At 70.1% G+C, this 17,551-nt stretch carries 15 protein-coding genes; 6 read left to right on the top strand and 9 right to left on the bottom strand.

What is annotated here, in order from left to right; all coding sequences use genetic code 11:
• Nucleotides 1-65: 65 nt before the first annotated feature.
• Both AB0D27_RS37015 and AB0D27_RS37020 read right to left on the bottom strand, forming a co-directional pair.
• On the bottom strand, nt 66-1,094 hold the full coding sequence (locus tag AB0D27_RS37015) for a BMP family ABC transporter substrate-binding protein (protein ID WP_362517574.1): 1,029 nt from the start codon (nt 1,092-1,094) through the stop codon (nt 66-68).
• A 314-nt stretch (nt 1,095-1,408) separates the two neighbouring features.
• Complete coding sequence (locus AB0D27_RS37020; protein ID WP_362517613.1) at nt 1,409-2,629, bottom strand: M20 family metallopeptidase; 1,221 nt, start codon at nt 2,627-2,629, stop codon at nt 1,409-1,411.
• A 362-nt stretch (nt 2,630-2,991) separates the two neighbouring features.
• On the opposite strand from AB0D27_RS37020, the gene AB0D27_RS37025 reads away from it, so the two are divergent.
• Nucleotides 2,992-3,213 (top strand): hypothetical protein, encoded by a 222-nt coding sequence (locus tag AB0D27_RS37025; RefSeq protein ID WP_362517577.1) that lies wholly within the window; start codon nt 2,992-2,994, stop codon nt 3,211-3,213.
• Between the two features lie 133 nt (nt 3,214-3,346).
• Here AB0D27_RS37025 and AB0D27_RS37030 read toward each other — a convergent pair whose 3' ends face one another.
• The 4 genes from AB0D27_RS37030 to AB0D27_RS37045 form a co-directional block, all read right to left on the bottom strand.
• The gene (locus AB0D27_RS37030) at nt 3,347-4,462 is read right to left on the bottom strand and encodes a hypothetical protein (protein WP_362517580.1); all 1,116 of its coding nucleotides are present in this window, start codon (nt 4,460-4,462) and stop codon (nt 3,347-3,349) included.
• Nucleotides 4,463-4,491: 29 nt separating this feature from the next.
• Entirely contained in the window at nt 4,492-5,427 is a 936-nt protein-coding gene (locus tag AB0D27_RS37035; RefSeq protein WP_362517583.1) for an N-acetylneuraminate synthase family protein, read from the bottom strand.
• Between the two features lie 14 nt (nt 5,428-5,441).
• Nucleotides 5,442-6,740: an N-acylneuraminate cytidylyltransferase gene (locus AB0D27_RS37040; RefSeq protein WP_362517586.1), complete on the bottom strand. Its 1,299-nt coding sequence runs from the start codon at nt 6,738-6,740 to the stop codon at nt 5,442-5,444.
• A gap of 68 nt (nt 6,741-6,808) precedes the next feature.
• A complete protein-coding gene (locus AB0D27_RS37045) occupies nt 6,809-8,116 on the bottom strand; it encodes a DUF6716 putative glycosyltransferase (protein ID WP_362517588.1) in 1,308 nt (435 codons plus the stop codon).
• Between the two features lie 198 nt (nt 8,117-8,314).
• Between AB0D27_RS37045 and AB0D27_RS37050 the strand changes: the two genes are divergently transcribed.
• The 3 genes from AB0D27_RS37050 (at nt 8,315) to AB0D27_RS37060 (ending at nt 11,831) form a co-directional block, all read left to right on the top strand.
• The gene (locus AB0D27_RS37050) at nt 8,315-9,295 is read left to right on the top strand and encodes a glycosyltransferase family 2 protein (protein WP_362517591.1); all 981 of its coding nucleotides are present in this window, start codon (nt 8,315-8,317) and stop codon (nt 9,293-9,295) included.
• Nucleotides 9,292-10,626: an alpha-2,8-polysialyltransferase family protein gene (locus AB0D27_RS37055; RefSeq protein ID WP_362517593.1), complete on the top strand. Its 1,335-nt coding sequence runs from the start codon at nt 9,292-9,294 to the stop codon at nt 10,624-10,626. Before AB0D27_RS37050 ends, AB0D27_RS37055 begins: the two co-directional genes overlap by 4 nt.
• A gap of 131 nt (nt 10,627-10,757) precedes the next feature.
• On the top strand, nt 10,758-11,831 hold the full coding sequence (locus AB0D27_RS37060; protein WP_362517616.1) for an acyltransferase: 1,074 nt from the start codon (nt 10,758-10,760) through the stop codon (nt 11,829-11,831).
• A 7-nt stretch (nt 11,832-11,838) separates the two neighbouring features.
• Here AB0D27_RS37060 and AB0D27_RS37065 read toward each other — a convergent pair whose 3' ends face one another.
• The gene (locus AB0D27_RS37065; protein WP_362517596.1) at nt 11,839-12,489 is read right to left on the bottom strand and encodes a TetR/AcrR family transcriptional regulator C-terminal domain-containing protein; all 651 of its coding nucleotides are present in this window, start codon (nt 12,487-12,489) and stop codon (nt 11,839-11,841) included.
• Nucleotides 12,490-12,558: 69 nt separating this feature from the next.
• Here AB0D27_RS37065 and AB0D27_RS37070 point away from each other — a divergent pair, with 69 nt between their 5' ends.
• Nucleotides 12,559-13,986, top strand: a complete 1,428-nt coding sequence (locus AB0D27_RS37070) for an FAD-dependent oxidoreductase (protein WP_362517599.1) — start codon at nt 12,559-12,561, stop codon at nt 13,984-13,986.
• On the opposite strand, the gene leuE is transcribed toward AB0D27_RS37070, so the two are convergent.
• Both leuE and AB0D27_RS37080 read right to left on the bottom strand, forming a co-directional pair.
• Entirely contained in the window at nt 13,983-14,633 is a 651-nt protein-coding gene (gene leuE, locus AB0D27_RS37075; protein ID WP_362517602.1) for a leucine efflux protein LeuE, read from the bottom strand. The two genes, AB0D27_RS37070 and leuE, sit on opposite strands and share 4 nt — an antisense overlap.
• A gap of 179 nt (nt 14,634-14,812) precedes the next feature.
• Nucleotides 14,813-16,393 carry a methylmalonyl-CoA mutase family protein gene (locus AB0D27_RS37080; RefSeq protein WP_362517605.1) on the bottom strand — a complete coding sequence of 527 codons (1,581 nt, stop codon included), beginning with the start codon at nt 16,391-16,393 and terminating at the stop codon, nt 14,813-14,815.
• Nucleotides 16,394-16,658: 265 nt separating this feature from the next.
• Here AB0D27_RS37080 and AB0D27_RS37085 point away from each other — a divergent pair, with 265 nt between their 5' ends.
• Nucleotides 16,659-17,450: a L,D-transpeptidase family protein gene (locus AB0D27_RS37085; protein WP_362517608.1), complete on the top strand. Its 792-nt coding sequence runs from the start codon at nt 16,659-16,661 to the stop codon at nt 17,448-17,450.
• Nucleotides 17,451-17,551: the final 101 nt, after the last annotated feature.

Raw genomic sequence — 17,551 nt, forward strand, 5'->3', positions numbered from 1 at the left:
TGGAAACGGAAGGGCCGTGCCGGTATGTACCGGCACGGCCCCGATCCGCCTACGGCTCGACGGAGTCACTTCGTGTTGACAGTGATCTTGCCGTCGATGATGTCCTGCTTGGCCTTGTTCACGGCGGCGACGACGTCCGTCATGGCCTTGTACTTCGGGTTGGTGTCCGCGAAACCGACACCGTCGTTGGCGAGGCTGCCGCGCACCACGCCGGTCTTGGGCTTGCCCTCGTGGACCGACTTCACGAGGTCGTACACCGCGCCGCCGACGTTCTTCAGCGCGGACCCGAGGACGTAGTCCTTGTACTTGGCGAGCGCGGTCTGCGCGTACTGGTCGGAGTCGACGCCGATGGCCCACACCTTCTTGCCCGCGGCCTCGGAGATCACGCCCTGACCGGAGAGACCGGCCGCGTGGTAAAGCACGTCGGCGCCCGCCTCGATCTGGCCGTCGGCGGCGTCCTTGCCCTTGTCGGGGCTGGAGAAGCCACCCTCCTGAGCCGTCTGGGTCAGGTACTGCTTCTCGATCTTGATCTTCGGGTTGACCGACTGGGCGCCCTGGACGTAACCGGCCTCGAACTTGTGGATCAGCGGGATGTCCACACCGCCGATGAAGCCGATGTGGTTCTTCTTCGTGGACTTGGCCGCGGCAACGCCCGCCAGGTAGGAGGCCTGCTCCTCGTGGAAGACCATGTCGGCGACGTTGGCGGCCTTGGTCTGCTCGTCGTCGATGATGCCGAAGGTGGTCTTCGGGTACTTCGCCGCGACCTCCTTGACCGCCGGCGCGTAGACGAAGCCGACGCCGATCACCGGGTTATAGCCCGCCTTGGCGAGCTGCTCCAGGCGCTGCACCTTGTCCGCGCTGGACTCGCCGTCCTGCGGCTCGATGTCCCGGCCGCCGATCTTGAACTCCTTCTCGGCCTTCTGGAACCCGGCGTACGCGGCGTCGTTGAACGACTGGTCGCCCTTGCCGCCGATGTCGTACGCGAGACCGATGCCCTTGCCGGAGTACTTGCCGGACGCGTCGGAGCCGCCTCCGCTGTCTTTGCTGGAGCTGCCGCAGCCGGCGGCGGCGAGTGCGACGACCGCTACGGTCACCGCGGCTTGGGAGAACTTCGTCCTCCGAGATATCAGACGCACAGCAAGCACCCTTCATCCCCACGGCACCGTCACCGGACCGCATCCCCAATTCGCCGATACCGCAGCGATTTCGGCGCACAGTAACGCGCGTAGAAGAGCAGGGGAACGGGGTTTCTCCGGGCCGTTATCGAACCGTGCCGCCAGCGGGTTACGTTTGCGCACCACCGGTTACGGACCGGTGACGCAAGCGTACGAAAGGGTACCGATCGGCGCATTCAGAAGGCCTGTGATCGAGCCATCGACCGGCACCCTCACCCACCGGCCCATCGCGTCTAGTCCTCCGCGTCCAGCAGGGCCGCCGCCGTGAACAGCTCCACCCCCACCGTGATCGCCGACTCGTCCGCGTCGAAGTCGCCCTGGTGCAGGTCACGGGTGGAACGGTCGCCCGGTGCCCGGACGCCGAGGCGGGCCATCGCGCCGGGCACGTGCTCCAGGTACCAGGAGAAGTCCTCGCCGCCGAGGCTCTGCTCGGTGTCCTCGATGGAGTGCGCCCCGCGGCGGGCTGTCATGGCGTCGCGGAGGAGTTCCGTGACGGCGGGGTCGTTGACGACCGGCGGAACGCCACGGACGTAATTGATCTCGGACTTGGCGCGGTAGAGGTTCGCGATCTCGTCGATGGCCTCGTGGATCAGGTCGGGCGCGACCCGCCAGGCTTCCAGATCCAGGCAGCGCACGGTTCCGGAGAGCTCTGCGTGCTGCGGGATCACATTGCAGGCGTGTCCGGATTCGATGCGCCCCCAGGTCAGGGCGAGCCCGCTGCGGGCGTCCACACGCCGGGCGACGAGAGCCGGTACGTCGGTGACCACGCGCGCGGCGGCGGTGACGAGGTCGGTGGTGAGGTGGGGGCGCGCGGTGTGGCCGCCCGGGCCGTCCAGTGAGACCTCGAGCCGGTCGCACGCCGAGGTGATGGGGCCGTGCCGCAGACCGATGCGTCCCGCGTCCACCCTCGGGTCGCAGTGCACGCCGATGATCCGTCCGACGCCCTCCAGGACGCCCGACTCGATCGCGTCGGTCGCGCCGCCGGGCAGCACCTCCTCCGCCGGCTGGAAGATCAGCCGCACGGGACGGGCCAGCTGTCCCTTGCTGTGCAGGTCGGCGAGGACGAGCCCGGCACCCAGGACGACCGTGGTGTGGACGTCGTGGCCGCAGGCGTGGGCGCGGTCGGGCACGGTCGACCGGTACGCGCACTCGGTCTTCGTGTCCGGGATGGGCAGTGCGTCGATGTCGGCGCGCAGCGCGAGCACGGGCTGTACGCCGTCCATGTCGCCGATGTCACAGATGAGCCCGGTCCCGATGGCGAGCACCCTCGGCTCAAGGCCCGCCTGCTCCAGGCGCGCCTTGATCGCGGCGGTGGTGCGGAACTCCTGGTTGCCCAGCTCCGGGTGCATGTGCAAGTCGCGGCGGAACGCGACGAGTTCGGCGCGCAGTGCCTCGGGCAGCGCGCCGGGGAGCAGCGGGTTCCCAGGGAGGTGGGCCTCGGACTCTCGGGACATCAGTTGGTTCACCCTCTGAAGGGTAGGGCGATCGGGCGGCCAACTAACCCACGATCAACAAAACTTCAGCCCGTTAGGGGAAGAAAATCTGGCCGCGCGACGCATGTCTGTCTACGGGGACGGGTACACTCGCCCGGCTTTTCGGGCGATTGGATCTTGAGTCGGCCCGGTCGGGCATTCCATGATCCGAATCCGCCGGGGTTACCCAGGGATTCCCCTGCGGAAACGCTCGGGTGCCCGAGCCCATTCCCGCTCCCCACGGTCCCACAGATCCCACCCCCCGGATTCCGGAAGCGTCACCGCCACGCTGCGCTTCGGCCACGGACCGCGCATACCGGTCCGGCGCCGGGCAGCCTTCGGCCATGCAGGCGTGCGGATGCGGTGAGGACCAGATCCCCTGGATGCTGGCGCGGTTCGGGCTGGTCGGTACGGCGGTGCTGGTGTTCGGCGGCCTCGTGGTGATGATCCTGGTGGGCTGGGTGCTGGGGTGGGGCGTGTGGCTGCTGCGTCGGCGCAGTGAAGGAGCCGAGCCCGCCGAGGGCCGCGGCCTGGCCGTGTTCAGCTGGCGGGAGGACGAGCCCTAGGCGGGGCACGGCCCGCGAGGCGCTCGCGCCAGGCCCACCGCGTACTTCGACCCGCTGGGCATCGGCGGCGAGACGATCTTCACGTACGTGCTGATCTACACGTTCGGCATGCTCGCGGCCCGGTGTTCAGCGGTCAGGCCGTGCTCACCGCCGACAGCCGGTGTACGTCCCTCGCCGTCCCCGTGACCCCCGACAGGAACCCCTGTGCCCGCGGGGAGGCGTTCTCCGTGAGCCAGGTCGGGTCGATGTCGCAGACGGCGACGCGGACCTCGGTGCCGACCAGGGCCAGCGGGAGGGTGTGCACGACCGTCGAGGGGAAGCTCAGGATCGTACGGCCGATGGGGCCGCGGCGGGCGATCAGTTCCAGGGGCAGGTCGGGGCGGACGATCTCCAGGCCCGTTTCGGCGGCGAGGCGGTGCAGTTTTTCGGCGCTCTCGCGGCGGTGGGCGAAGTAGCGGGTCGCGCCGTGCGCCCCCGCGAGGCTCTTGACCGCCGTCAGGTAGCGGTCCGGGTCGACCACGCCCGTCTCGACGAGGGACGTGCCGACGAGGTCGGCGCTCTTGGTGATGCGGGGCGGGCCGAAGCGGGCCCGCGTCCAGGAGAAGTCGTTGGCGGTGACGGTGACGCCGTCCGGGGCCGAGTCGATCGGCATGGAGGAGAAGACCTCCACGCTGCGGCGGTCGGTCGGTGTGAGGCGGCGGCGCGCCGAGGCCGAGACCGGCGCGAAGAGCACATCGCGCGGGCCGGGCCGGCCACCGCGCCGGTGCCAGCGCACCAGCCGCTCCCCGCGTGCGAGCTGGGCGACGAATTCCATGGTCGCCGTGCCGTCGTCGACCACGACCAGGTCCCGGGCGCGGGTGATCGTCAGCAGCAGCTGTACGTAGCGGGAGAAGGGGTCACCCATGACGATGCGGCGGGCTTTGCGCAGGAGCGGGGTCAGGCCGCCGATCGTGTGGAAAGGGGCCGTGGGGCCGCCGCGGGCCTCCTCCCAGCGGACCTCGTGGCCCTCGTCCCGGGCGAGCTCGGCCATGCGGCGCAGCTGGCCGCGGGTCATCGGGTCGTTGGGGGAGAGGACGACGAGGGTGAGCCCCGCGCCGGACACCGGCTCGGCCGCCCCGGAGGGCCCCGCGCCGGGCGCGGTAGCACTGTGGGCGTGTGTGTGCGCCCACTCCAGCACGTTCAGGAGCTGTACCGGACTCTCGACGAAGGCGAGGGTGTGGGGGCCGGCGGAACCGGCGCGGGGGCTCATCGGCTTACGACCGTCCCGTGGTAAGGCGCTCAGACCGCGACCGGCTCGCCCGCGGCGTCGGCGATCTCCGCCTCGGCGACGACGCCCGTGACGCGGCGCAGCTTCTTCATGGGGCCGAGCTCGGACTCGTAGACCTTCTTGACACCGTCGCCGAGGGAGGCCTCGATGGTGCGGATGTCGCGGACGAGACGGGTCAGGCCCTGCGGCTCGACGGAGGCGGCCTGGTCGGAGCCCCACATCGCGCGGTCGAGGGTGATGTGGCGCTCGACGAAGGTGGCGCCGAGGGCGACCGCGGCGAGCGTGGTCTGCAGGCCCGTCTCGTGGCCGGAGTAGCCGATCGGAACGTTCGGGTACTCGGCCTGGAGGGTGTTGATGACGCGGAGGTTGAGCTCCTCCGCCTTCGCCGGGTAGGTGGACGTGGCGTGGCAGAGCAGGATGTTGTCGCTGCCCAGGACCTCGACCGCGTGGCGGATCTGCTTCGGGGTCGACATGCCGGTGGAGAGGATGACCGTACGGCCGGTGGCGCGCAGCGAGCGCAGCAGCTCGTCGTCCGTCAGGGACGCGGAGGCGACCTTGTGGGCGGGGATGTCGAACTTCTCCAGGAAGGCGACGGCCTCGGTGTCCCACGGGGAGGCGAACCAGGCGATGCCCTTTTCACGGGAGTACTCGTCGATCTGGCGGTACTCGTCCTCACCGAACTCCACGCGGTGGCGGTAGTCGATGTAGGTCATGCGGCCCCAGGGGGTGTCGCGCTCGATGTCCCACTGGTCGCGCGGGGTGCAGATCTCCGGGGTGCGCTTTTGGAACTTGACGGCGTCGCAGCCGGCCTCGGCGGCGGCGTCGATCAGCTTGAAGGCGTTCTCGAGCTCACCGTTGTGGTTGATGCCGATCTCACCCACGACGTAGACGGGCTGCCCCGGACCGGCGGTCTTCGAACCGAACGTGCGCAGACGGGAGTTGCTCATGACAGGAACTTTCCTTACTTCTTGAGGGAGTCGAGAGAGGGGCCGAGGATCCAGCTGGCGATCTCTCGGATCGCGCCGTCGCCACCGGGGACGGTGGTGACCGCGCGTGCGGCGCCGCGCACGACGTCGTGGGCGCTCGCGACCGCCACGGGCCAGCCGACGAGGGCGAAGCACGGGAGGTCGTTGACGTCGTTGCCGACGTAGAGCACGCGCTCAGGCGCGATGCCCTGCTCCTCGCACCACTGCTTCAGTGCGAGGTCTTTCCGGTCGATGCCGTGGAGGACCGGGATCTGCAGCTTCCGGGCTCTGGCGGCGACGACCGGGTTCTGTTCCGTGGACAGGATGAGCATCGTCAGGCCGCTCTTACGGAGGGCGGCGATACCGAGGCCGTCCCCGCGGTGCACGGAGACGAACTCCCGTCCGTCGGAGTCGATCAGCACCCTGTCGTCGGTCTGGGTGCCGTCGAAGTCGAGGACGACCGCGTCGATGTCTTCGGCGGTCGGGAGGGCGCCCGGGCGGTTCGCGTCGAAGAGCGGCGCGAGGGCCCGGGCGCGGGCGAGGTCGTGCGGGTCGTCGATCTCCAGCACCCGGGCCGGGTCGGTGCGCACGAGATCCGTACGGCCGAAGAAGCGGTGCTGGTGCTCCCGCAGGCCCGTCGCGTCCATGGCGTAGGCGGCGCCGGTCTCCAGGAGGTCCTGGGGGCGGTCCTGGCGGCGGGGGCGGAAGGACTTGTCGTGGTTGACACCGTAACCGCCTTCGGTGGCGGTGGAGTTGGCGACCTTGGTGGCACCGCCGACCTCGTGCGTGCGAGAGGTGTCGACGACCGCCGGGTCGTCCGCCGCGTCCCGCCAGATGAAGCCGTGGAACGGGGCCACCGTCAGGGCCGTGTCGGCGCCGTGCTCGACGACCGCGGCCGCGACCCCGTCGATGTCTTCGCGGACGATGAACGGGCTGGTGCACTGGACGAGGAGGACCACGTCGACCGCCGCGCCGTGGAGGGCCTCGTGGGCGTCCATCGCGTGCAGGACGGCGGCCTCGGAGGTGGCGGTGTCGCCGGCGATGGCGGCGGGGCGCAGGACGACCTCGGCGCCCGCCTCGCGGGCGGCCGCCGCGATCGCCTGGTCGTCGGTGGAGACCACGACGTCGGTGACGAGTCGCGTCGCACGGCACTCCCGCACCGCGCGGGCCACCAGTGGGACACCGCCGACCGGCAGGAGGTTCTTCGCGGGCACGCCCTTGGAGCCGCCGCGCGCGGGGATCACGGCGAGCACGCGGCGCACCGACGCCGCTTGGCCCGCTTCCGAGTTGGTCATGCGCTGTTCTCCTTGACGAGGGAGGCGAGGAAGTCGTGGGAGGCGTGGGACGCCTGGGGTTCGGGGGTTCACAGCTCGCCCATCCGCCGGATCACCGGCGCCACGCGCTGGACGCCGTGGCGGTAGGCGCCGCGGGCCGCCCGGCGCACGATCTGCCGTACGGGGCTGGGCTCCTTGTCCGCCGCGGGCGCGCCGGGCAGCGGGCTGCCGTCCGGGCCGAGGTGGTGGCGGGCGAGGATGCCGGGCAGATAGCCGGGCGCGGTCACGGGTGTGTAGTACGGGGCGAGGGGCGGGAGTTCGGCCGCTTCCAGCAGCTCGGTGATGCGGAACCGTGCGACGTCGAAGGCGGTCTCGTACGAGCCGTCGGCCGCGACGCCCTGCCGGGCGACCCACTGGGAGTCCGCCACCGGCTGGTGTCCGTCGTCGAGTTGGTCCCAGGAGGCGAGGCATCCAGAGCCCACGAAGTGGTGGTTGCCGAGCGCCTCGCGCACCCCGAGGTCGCTCAGCACGACGGTGGGGATACGGCGGTGCAGGGACTCCAGGGCCGCGGTGGAGCTGATGGTGACCAGCAGGTCGGTGCGGTCGAGGACCTCGCCCATGTGCCCGTACACCAGGCGGAAGTTGGCGGGCAGATCGGTCTTCTGCGCCAGCTTCTGGTAGGGCAGCTCCTCGATGTGCGTGGTGTGTTCGCCCGGCTTGGAGCGCAGCTTCAGCAGGACCTCGCGGTCCGGGTGCAGAGTTGCGTGCTGGATCAGCCGGTTCAGCAGGTACGTACGGTCCTTGCGGCTCTCCGGAACGGAGGGCTGCGCGGCGAAGACGACCGTGTACGGGTCGTTCTTGGCGTAGGCCGCCCCGCCGAGGAAGGGCAGCGCGACCTCGGTCACCGCCGAGGCGTCGGCGCCGACTCCCTCGTACACGGCCCGGAAACGGTCCGCGTCCTGGCGGGAGTTGGCGAGGACGAGGTCCGCGCCGTGCCGCAGCAGCAGGCCGTCGGCGAGCTTCTCGTAGACGACACCGACATAGCCGGTGACGACCACGGGACGCTCCGCCCGCCCGTCCCAGGCGCGGGCCAGGCCGTGCAGCATCGCCTGGACGGCGCCGCCGACGAGAGCGAGGACCAGTACGTCGTACGGCTCCTTCGCCATGTGACGCAGGAACTCGACGGCGGTGACCTCGCGGAGGGAGTCCGCGCGGACGCCGACCTCTTCGAGCTGACGGGCGGTGGGGGTGGCACGGCCGCGCAGGAGGAATCCGTCGAGGCGAATGTCCGATTCGGAAGGAGAAATGCGATTCGCGGTGAGCGAACCCCATTTCCACCGAGTGTCGGAATCCGCGAGGACGGCCACCCGCAGGGACTTCGTGGTACTTGCTGGCACGTCCAAGACGCTAGGAAGCCATTTCGAGTTGCGGCCCAACCTGAATGCAACAAACGGTTAACAGCACATCGACGAATGGCGAATCGGGCCGCCTGGGCACGGGAAAAAAGCCCGGTTCACAGCTTCGCCACGCGCCGTTCACCTGACATCAAGCCGCCGGTCAAGACGAATGCCGGGCCGCCGCCTAACGTCACGTGGGTGGTCAAGCTCTCCGTCATCGTGCCGTTCTACAACGTGCAGCAATACGCGCCCGACACTCTGAAGAGCCTGCGTGCGAACGCGCGGGCCGACTTCGAATTCATTCTCGTCGACGACTGCTCGCGCGACGAGACACCGGACATTCTCGCGCGCGCGGAGCGCGAGCTCCCGGGCGCGGTGTATGTCAGACACGAGAAGAACGGAGGACTGGCGACCGCGCGCAACACCGGAATCGACAAGGCGCGCGGCGACTACCTCACGTTCCTCGACGGGGACGACTGGCTCGCCCCCGGCTATTACGAGCAACTCCTGGCCTCCATCGAGGACCTGGGCTGCGACTTCGTGCGTACGGACCATGTCCAGTGCACCGCCCGCGCCCGCACCATCCACCGCGTTCCGCACGGCCGCCGGGGAGTCGTCCTGCGTCCGCGCGACGCGATCCTGCCCGCCGACCGGTCCACCTCCGTCGACTACGCGTACGCCTGGGCGGGCATCTACCACCGCAGGCTTGCCGACCGCGGGCTGCTGCACTTCACCGACGGACTGCGTACGGCCGAGGACCGGCCGTGGATCTGGAAGCTGCACCGGGAGGCCGAATCCTTCGCCACGGTGGGGCTGCTCGGGGTGTTCTACCGGCGTGGCGTGGCCTCGTCGCTGACCCAGATCGGCGACGTACGTCAGCTCGATTTCATTCGCGCGTTCGACCAGGTCGTGGCGGAGACCGCCGAGGACCGCGACGCGGAAAAACTCCTGCCCAAAGCAGTGCGCACATATTGTGCGATTATTTCCCATCACCTGGGATCCATCGAAAGGTTCGAGCCATCCGTGGCACGTAAACTGAAGTCGATGAGTGCCGTCGCGCTGCGGCGTATGCCGCAGGACGTGCTCGACGACGCCCTCGACTCGATGGACGTCCAGCGCGCCACGCGACTGCGCCGACTGCGCCGCCGTCCCGCCCCCGCCGCGGGGGTGGCCGCGTGACCACCCAGATCTTCCTCGCCTCCACGCTGTACGGCACGGCCACGCTCGCCGCCGCCCTCGACACCGAGTGTTTCGCGCCCGCCGACCGGCGCATCCTGCTTGTCTCCAACAACGCGGCGACCCCCGAGACGACGCCCGGCGTGGACGAGATGCCTGGCTTCGAGCGGCTGCGCGGGCGCTTCGACGACGTGATCTCGTGGAACGAGACCATCTCCCCCTTCCACCCCGGTGGCTGGGCCCCCCGGCTGGACGACGTACCGCTGTGGGAGCGGCACCTGCGGCTCGCCTGGAACCTCGGCGACGACGACATAGAGCTGGCCGTCGAGTCGATCCAGGTCAACCCGGCGCTCGGCGTCGCGCAGATCTTCACCGGCGCGCCCGTCGCCGTCTACGCGGACGGTCTGATGAGCTACGGCCCCACCCGCAACAAGATCGACCCGCTGGTCGGCACCCGGGTGACCCGCCTGCTCCACCTCGACCTGGTCCCCGGCCTCCAGCCCCTGCTTCTGACCGAGTTCGACGTCGCACCGGAGATCGTGCCGACGGACGCGTTCGTCAAGGTGCTCGCCGAACTCGTGGACACCGCCGACGAGTTGCCCTCGATCGACGAACCGGCCCTGCTGCTCGGCCAGTACCTCTCCGCGCTCGGCATCCTCACCGCCGAGGAGGAGGAAGACCTGCATGTACGCATGCTGAAGGGCGCGATCGCGCTGGGTCACAACCGGGTGGTGTTCAAACCGCATCCGACCGCCCCCGCCCGGTGGTCGCGCACCCTGGAGAAGCAGGCCGAGAAGCTGGGCGTCGACCTCACGGTGCTCGACACCCCGGTCCTCGCCGAGGTGCTCTACCAGCGGATGCGTCCCGCCCTGGTCGTCGGCTGCTTCTCCACGGCGCTGCTCACGGCGTCGGCGCTGTACGGCCTGCCGGTCGCCCGCATCGGCACCGGGTCACTGCTGGACCGCCTCACGCCGTACGAGAACAGCAACCGCGTCCCCGTCACCATCGTGGACGCCCTGCTGCCGGACCTGGCGGACAAGGCGGCGGTCACCGAGCAGCGGCGCGGCATGGACGTCACGGCGCTCAACGGACTCTTGCGAGCTGTGGGATTCGCGATGCAGTCGAAGATCTATCCGGAGCTGCGCGAGGACACCGAGTCATATCTGACACGCCATCTGAATCCGTACACCTGGCGGTACTTCAAGCGCCGACGGCTCACCTCGCTGGCGCTGCCCGGCGCGGTCCCGGCGCAGCTGGCGTTCATTCCGCGCAACGCGACGGTGCGTCGAGTCGCGCGCCGCGCACGGTCGTTGAAGCGGGCGACGCTCGGATGACCGCCTCAACCGCAGCCTCAACCGCGGCGTCGGCCTCCGCGTCCGCTCCCGTGTCCGTCTCCGCCCCGGTGGACACATCGCTGTCCAAGCCCGCACCGGAGGCCGCCGGGACGGACGGTGTTCCCCCACGGATACTCCCCCGGGCGCACGCGCCACGCCTGCGTGCGCTCGACGGGCTGCGGCTCATCGCCGCACTGATGGTCGCCGGGTACCACTACGGCGGCCGGGACGGCGAGGTCGCGCAGGCCTGGGGCAGTTCCGCCAAGCACCAGTTCCCCCTGCTGCACTCGTGGTTCGCGTACGGCTGTCTGGGTGTCCAGGTCTTCTTCGTGATCAGCGGCTTCGTGATCTGCATGAGCGGCTGGGGCAGGCCCCTGCGCTCGTTCTTCGCCTCCCGCGCCGCCCGCCTGCTGCCGGCCTACTGGGCGGCGGTGATCCTCGTGACGGCGGTGTTCGCGCTGCCCATGGTGGCGTACAAGACCGTCTCGCCGAGCGACGCGCTGGTGAACCTGACGATGCTCCAGCAACCCCTGGGCGTGGACCGGGTGCTGGGCGTCTGCTGGACGCTGTGGGCGGAGGTCCGCTTCTACGCCCTGTTCGCCCTGTGCATCGTGCTGCCGGGCGCCAACCGGCAGCGGGTGATCCTCTTCTGCGCCGGCTGGACGCTGGCGGCGGCGTTCGCGCAGGCCGCGAACGAGCCCCTGCTGAACATCGTCCTGATGCCGGAGTACGCGTCGTACTTCATCGGCGGCGTCGGCCTCTACCTCGTGCACCGCGACCGGCGGGACGCGTACGCCTGGGGCATCGTGGGCGTGAGCTGGCTGATCGGCCAGCACTACGCCGTGGTGAAGCTGTGGCACGCCCCGAACCCGGACTTCTTCTCCTACCGATCCTCGTACGGCATCGTCCTGGTCGTCACGCTCGGGTACGTGGCGGTGGCCGCTATCGCGCTCGGCTGGCTGAACTGGGCCAACTGGCGCTGGCTGTCGGTCGCGGGCGCGCTCACGTACCCCTTCTACCTGGTCCACGAGCACCTGGGCTGGGTTGTCATCAAGGCGTACCACCAGACCCTGCACATCCCGTCCTACGGCACGTTCCCGGCCACGGTCGCCACCATGCTCCTGCTGGCCTGGCTGCTGAACCGGTACGTGGAGGGGTGGCTCACCCCGAGGCTGCGTACGGCGCTGTCGAGGCCGCGGCGGTAGTCCCCGCTCAGCGGATGGCGTACCGCGCCTCGATCCCCGCGATCACCAGCCGGAGCCCCTCCTCGAAACCCTCGTCGTAGCGGTCGAACAGCTGGGCGCCTGCGGCCCCCGCGAGGGGGAAGTCCGCCATGCGGGCGGCGCGCTCCTCGATGCCGGGGCCCTCACCGCGCTCCCCCGGCAGGGGCTGCATGCCCTGCTCCTCGGTGACGAAGCCGAGGGTGAAGAGGTGGGCGGTGAAGGCGGCTCGGACGGCCTGCGGGAGCTCGAAACCGGCCTCGACGAGCGCCCCCAGGTTCGCCTCCAGATGGACCGCGTGATCGGTCCCCGTGAAGCGCGAGCCGCTGAAGACCTTCGCGCCGTCGCGGTAGTCCAGCAGGGCGGCGCGCAGGCCGCGGTTGGCCGCGAGGAGCCGCTCCTGCCAGGTGGCGTCCGGGGAGAGCTCGGCCCCCGCCACCATCCGGCGGTACATCTCCGTCGCCATCTCGTCGAGCAGCGCCTGCTTGTTCTTGAAGTGCCAGTAGAGCGCCGGAGCCTGGACGTTCAGCTCCTTCGCGATGGCCCGGAGGGTGAGCCCGTCGAGGCCGACCTCGTTGAGCAGCCGCAGCGCGGTCTCGGTGACCAGACGCTTGTCCAGCTTGGGGGTTTTCTGGGTAGCCACGGTTGACAGTTTAACGCTGTTAAGGGCATGCTCGGACGCATGGAACTTAACAGCGTTAAGGAGATGTCCATGGACGCCATCGACACGGACGTGCTCGTCGTCGGGGCAGGCCCCACCGGACTCGCCCTCGCCGTCGACCTGGCCCGGCGCGGGGTGCGTGCCCTCGTCGTCGAGCGGGCCGACGCGCTCTTCCCGGGCTCACGCGGCAAGGGGATCCAGCCGCGCACGCTGGAGGTGCTGGACGACCTTGGCGTCCTGGACGCGGTGCGGGCGGCCGGCGGTCCCTATCCGGTGGGACTGATCTGGCAGGACGGCGTCCGCCAGGGCGAACACCGGATGACCGACGAGATCGAGCCGACGGAGGCGGAGCCGTACAACGGGACGTGGATGCTGCCGCAGTGGCGTACGCAGGAGATCCTCTACGCGCGGCTGCGGGAGCTGGGCGGCGACGTGGCGTTCGGCCGGGAGCTGGCGGGGCTCGCACAGGACACGGACGGGGTCAGCGCGTCGTTCACATCAGGCCGACCGGTCCGCGCCCGCTACGCCGTCGCCGCCGACGGAGGCCGCTCCACCGTGCGGCGCGCTCTCGGCGTCGGCATGACCGGCGAGACGGTGGATCCGAACCCGATCCTGGTCGCCGACCTCCGCCTCACCGGGCTCGACCGCGACCATGTGCACATGTTCCCGCCGCGAGGCGACGGCGACGGCTTCACGGTGATCTTCCCGCTGGCGGGGACGGAGGACTTCCAGCTCATCGCCCAGTTCCCGGACGGGACGGACGCCGATCTCTCCCTGGACGGCATCCGCAAGATCGTCGCGGCCCGCTCGCACCTCTCCCCCGACCAGGTGACCGAGGTGCGCTGGGCCTCCGACTTCCGGCCACGGGCCGCGCTGGCCGACCGGTTCCGCCAGGGCCGGGTCTTCCTCGCCGGTGACGCCGCGCACGTCCACTCACCCGCGGGCGGGCAGGGCCTCAACACCAGCGTCCAGGACGCCTACAACCTGGGCTGGAAGCTCGGCGCGGTGCTGGGCGGCGGGGCCCCCGCCTCACTCCTCGACTCCTACGAGGAGGAGCGGCTGCCCGTCGCCGCCGGGATGCTCGGACTGTCCACCCGGGTCCATCGCGGCGAGGTCCGGCGCGGCGCGGCCACCCAGCAGCTCGGGCTCGGCTACCGCGGCTCCTCGCTCGCGGTGGAGACCCGTGCGGGCCTGCCGGAGGACACGCTGCACGCGGGCGACCGCGCCCCGGACGGCATCCGGGACGGCGTACGCCTCTTCGACGCGTTCCGAGGACCGCACTGGACGCTGCTGAGTGTCGGCACGGACCAGCACGTCGCGACGCTCCCCGCCGCCGTCCACACGGTCCGGATTCCGTCGTACGAGGCGTACGGGGCCGGTGTGTTCCTCGTCCGGCCGGACGGATACGTCGGCTGGGCGGGCGAGACGGCGCGGGGGCTCGCGGAGTACGCGGCCGGCGTGGGCCTCGACCTCGCCTAGGCGCTGGCCAGCGTGAGCTTCACGGCGAAGCCCAGGAAGAGGGCGCCCGCGGCGGTCGTGGCCCCCGCGGAGAGGCGCTTGCGTCTGCGGAAGGCCGCCGCCAGCTTCGTACCGCCGCATATCAGTGCGGAGAGGTAGAGGAAGCTCGCGAGCTGGGCGAAGGCGCCGAGGACGACGAAGGAGAGGGCGGGGTAGGCGTAGCCCGGGTCCACGAACTGCACGAAGAAGGCGACGAAGAAGAGGATCGCCTTGGGGTTGAACAGGCTGATCACCAGCGCCCGCCTGAAGGGCCGCTCCTCGGCGACCGGCTCGGGAGCCCCGCTCTCCACGACCCGCTCGTGCCGGGTCCGCCAGATCCCCCACGCGGCCCGCAGCATTCCGACCGCCAGCCACGTCAGATACCCGGCGCCCGCGTACTTCACGATCCCGAACAGCACGGCGTTCGCCTGCAACAGCGAGGCGACTCCGGCCGCGGAGAGGGTCATCAGCACGGTGTCGCCACACCATACGCCGGCGGCGGCCGTGTAGCCGGTGCGTATGCCGCGGCGGGCGGCGACCGACAGCACATAGAGGGAGTTCGGACCGGGTAGCAGGACGATCAGGACGAGCCCTGCGAGGTAGGTGGGGAGATCGATGACACCAAGCATGAAATGGAGTGTCGCACGGGGGTACGACACTCCGGCTTCGGGTATCGGGGTCAGTCGTCGCCGTCGAGGAGGCGGTCGGCGGAAAGCTCCAGGGAGATTCCTACGGAGCACCCTCCACGTGATGAAGCGCGGGCGGGACATTTCCGCCCGCGATCACTCATACGGAGTAATGGCCCAGGTCAGAAGGCATCCGACGGCACGTAAGTCCCCCAAACTCCCCGCAACGCGTTGCACACCTCGCCGACCGTCGCGCGGGCGCGGAGGGCGTCCTTCATCGGGTAGAGGACGTTGTCGGTGCCCTCGGCCGCCTTCTTCAGGTCGGCCAGCGCCGCGTCCACCGCCGCCTGGTCGCGCTCGGCCCGCAGCTTCGCGAGCCGCTCCGCCTGCTGGGCCTCGATGGCGGGGTCCACCCGCAGCGGCTCGTACGGCTCTTCCTCGTCCAGCTGGAAGCGGTTGACGCCGACCACGACCCGCTCGGCGGAGTCGGTCTCCTGGGCGATGCGGTACGCGGAACGTTCGATCTCGCCCTTCTGGAAGCCGTGCTCGATGGCGTTGACCGCGCCGCCCAACTCCTCGACCTTCGCCATCAGTTCGACGGTGGCCGCCTCCACGTCGTCCGTCATCTTCTCGATGACGTACGAGCCCGCGAAGGGGTCCACGGTCGCGGTCACGTCCGTCTCGTACGCGAGGACCTGCTGCGTACGGAGGGCCAGACGGGCCGACTTGTCGGTCGGGAGCGCGATCGCCTCGTCGAAGGAGTTGGTGTGCAGGGACTGCGTGCCGCCGAGGACCGCGGCCAGACCCTGGACGGCGACCCGAACCAGGTTCACCTCCGGCTGCTGCGCCGTCAGCTGCACGCCCGCCGTCTGCGTGTGGAAGCGCAGCATCAGCGACTTCGGGTTCTTGGCGCCGAACTCGTCCTTCATGACCCGGGCCCAAATGCGCCTGGCCGCACGGAACTTGGCGACCTCTTCGAGGATCGTCGTGCGGGCGACGAAGAAGAAGGAGAGCCGGGGGGCGAAGTCGTCCACGTCCATGCCGGCCGCGACCGCCGTACGCACGTACTCGATGCCGTCCGCCAGCGTGAACGCGATCTCCTGCGCGGGCGAGGCACCCGCCTCGGCCATGTGGTAGCCGGAGATCGAGATCGTGTTCCACTTCGGGATCTCGGCCTTGCAGTACTTGAAGATGTCCGCGATCAGCCGCAGGGACGGCTTCGGCGGGAAGATGTACGTGCCCCGCGCGATGTACTCCTTCAGTACGTCGTTCTGGATCGTGCCGGTGAGCTGGGATGCCGGCACTCCCTGCTCCTCGCCGACGAGCTGGTACATCAGCAGGAGCAGCGCGGCGGGCGCGTTGATCGTCATCGACGTGGAGACCTTGTCGAGGGGGATCCCGCCGAAGAGGATCCGCATGTCCTCGACCGAGTCGATCGCCACGCCCACCTTGCCGACCTCGCCGTGCGCGATGGCGGCGTCCGAGTCGTGGCCCATCTGGGTGGGCAGGTCGAAGGCGACCGACAGGCCCATGGTGCCGTTGGCGATCAGCTGCTTGTAGCGAGCGTTGGACTCCACGGCCGTACCGAAACCGGCGTACTGCCGCATCGTCCACGGACGGCCCGTGTACATCGACGGGTACACGCCGCGGGTGAAGGGGTACGAACCGGGCGCGCCCAGCTTCTCGGCCGGGTCCCAGCCGTCCAGAGTCTCCGGCCCATACACCGGTTCGATGGGCAGACCGGACTCGGATTCGCGCGCCATTGCTGTGCCTCCCGCTGAAGCTACTTAGAAGCTACTCAATCGTAGGACCCGACCCTCGCGACGGACTGTAGTGGCGACGGTGCGCGCGATGGAGAGGCCCACGCTGGGACCTTGCTCACAGACCGGTGCGCCTGTCTGTCCCACGGTTTCGCTCGCGCTGTCGCCCCTCCTCTTCACCATGCCGCCTGGTTCGCAACCGTTCACGCGCGGGGAGCATCTCAGGTGACACAACGGCACTACGGGGGTCCGGATGCGTGCTACGGGTATGAGGAGATCGCTGGCCGCCCTCGCGGCCCTTGTCGCGGTGAGCGGCTGCACGGCACAGGCCGTGGACACGCACGGGAAGCAGCCTCCGCCCACGGGGACCGGGCGTACGGGCAGGCCCGCCCGCACGTCCGGGGAGGACAAGCCGGGTGCCGCCGCCCCCAAAGTGCTCTGGTCCCGCGGCGACAGGGGCACCGACGTCCGCGAGGTGCAGGCCCGGCTGCACCAGGTCGCCTGGCTCATCACCGCGCCGACGGGGACGTACGACTCCCCGACGGTCGACGCCGTGAAGGGTTTCCAGGGCAAGCGGGGGCTGCCGCGCACCGGCGAACTGGACACCGTCACCTGGCAGCGGCTGCGCGCAATGACGCACAAGCCGGCCGGCTGGGAGCTGTACCCCTACGGCGGGCAACCGGCCGCCAGACCGGACCCGCGGTGTCTGACGGGCCGCGTGCTGTGCGTCAGCAAGACGACCCGCACCCTGCGCTGGATGATCGACGGGCAGACGGTCTCGACGATGGACGTGCGGTTCGGCTCGCAGTACACGCCGACCCGCGAGGGTGTGTTCAGCGTCTACTTCAAGTCGCGGTACCACGTGTCGACGATCTATCACACGTCCATGCCGTACGCGATGTTCTTCAGCGGCGGCCAGGCGGTCCACTACTCCTCGGACTTCGCGGCCCGCGGCTACTACGGCGCCTCGCACGGCTGCGTCAACGTACGGGACGAGGGGAAGATCGCGGCGCTGTTCGCGCAGGTCCACACCGGGGACAAGGTCGTCGTGTACTGGTGACGCCCCGGCGCGAGGGCGAGTGGGGGGGGGGGGGGGGGGCCGCGGGGCCTCGCCGCCCCCCCCCCCCGACCACAGCCACGGAGAGGGGCGGGCGCCCGCCG

Origin of the sequence: Streptomyces sp. NPDC048415 (assembly GCF_040651675.1) — a bacterium.
Taxonomy (GTDB): domain Bacteria; phylum Actinomycetota; class Actinomycetes; order Streptomycetales; family Streptomycetaceae; genus Streptomyces.

Bases quoted from the DNA above. Each gene is read 5' to 3' on its own strand.
- AB0D27_RS37020 (WP_362517613.1), bottom strand. From the start codon at position 2,629: ATGTCCCGAGAGTCCGAGGCCCACCTCCCTGGGAACCCGCTGCTCCCC.
- AB0D27_RS37025 (WP_362517577.1), top strand. From the start codon at position 2,992: ATGCAGGCGTGCGGATGCGGTGAGGACCAGATCCCCTGGATGCTGGCG.
- AB0D27_RS37030 (WP_362517580.1), bottom strand. From the start codon at position 4,462: ATGAGCCCCCGCGCCGGTTCCGCCGGCCCCCACACCCTCGCCTTCGTC.
- AB0D27_RS37035 (WP_362517583.1), bottom strand. From the start codon at position 5,427: ATGAGCAACTCCCGTCTGCGCACGTTCGGTTCGAAGACCGCCGGTCCG.
- AB0D27_RS37040 (WP_362517586.1), bottom strand. From the start codon at position 6,740: ATGACCAACTCGGAAGCGGGCCAAGCGGCGTCGGTGCGCCGCGTGCTC.
- AB0D27_RS37070 (WP_362517599.1), top strand. From the start codon at position 12,559: ATGGACGCCATCGACACGGACGTGCTCGTCGTCGGGGCAGGCCCCACC.
- leuE (WP_362517602.1), bottom strand. From the start codon at position 14,633: ATGCTTGGTGTCATCGATCTCCCCACCTACCTCGCAGGGCTCGTCCTG.
- AB0D27_RS37080 (WP_362517605.1), bottom strand. From the start codon at position 16,393: ATGGCGCGCGAATCCGAGTCCGGTCTGCCCATCGAACCGGTGTATGGG.
- AB0D27_RS37085 (WP_362517608.1), top strand. From the start codon at position 16,659: ATGAGGAGATCGCTGGCCGCCCTCGCGGCCCTTGTCGCGGTGAGCGGC.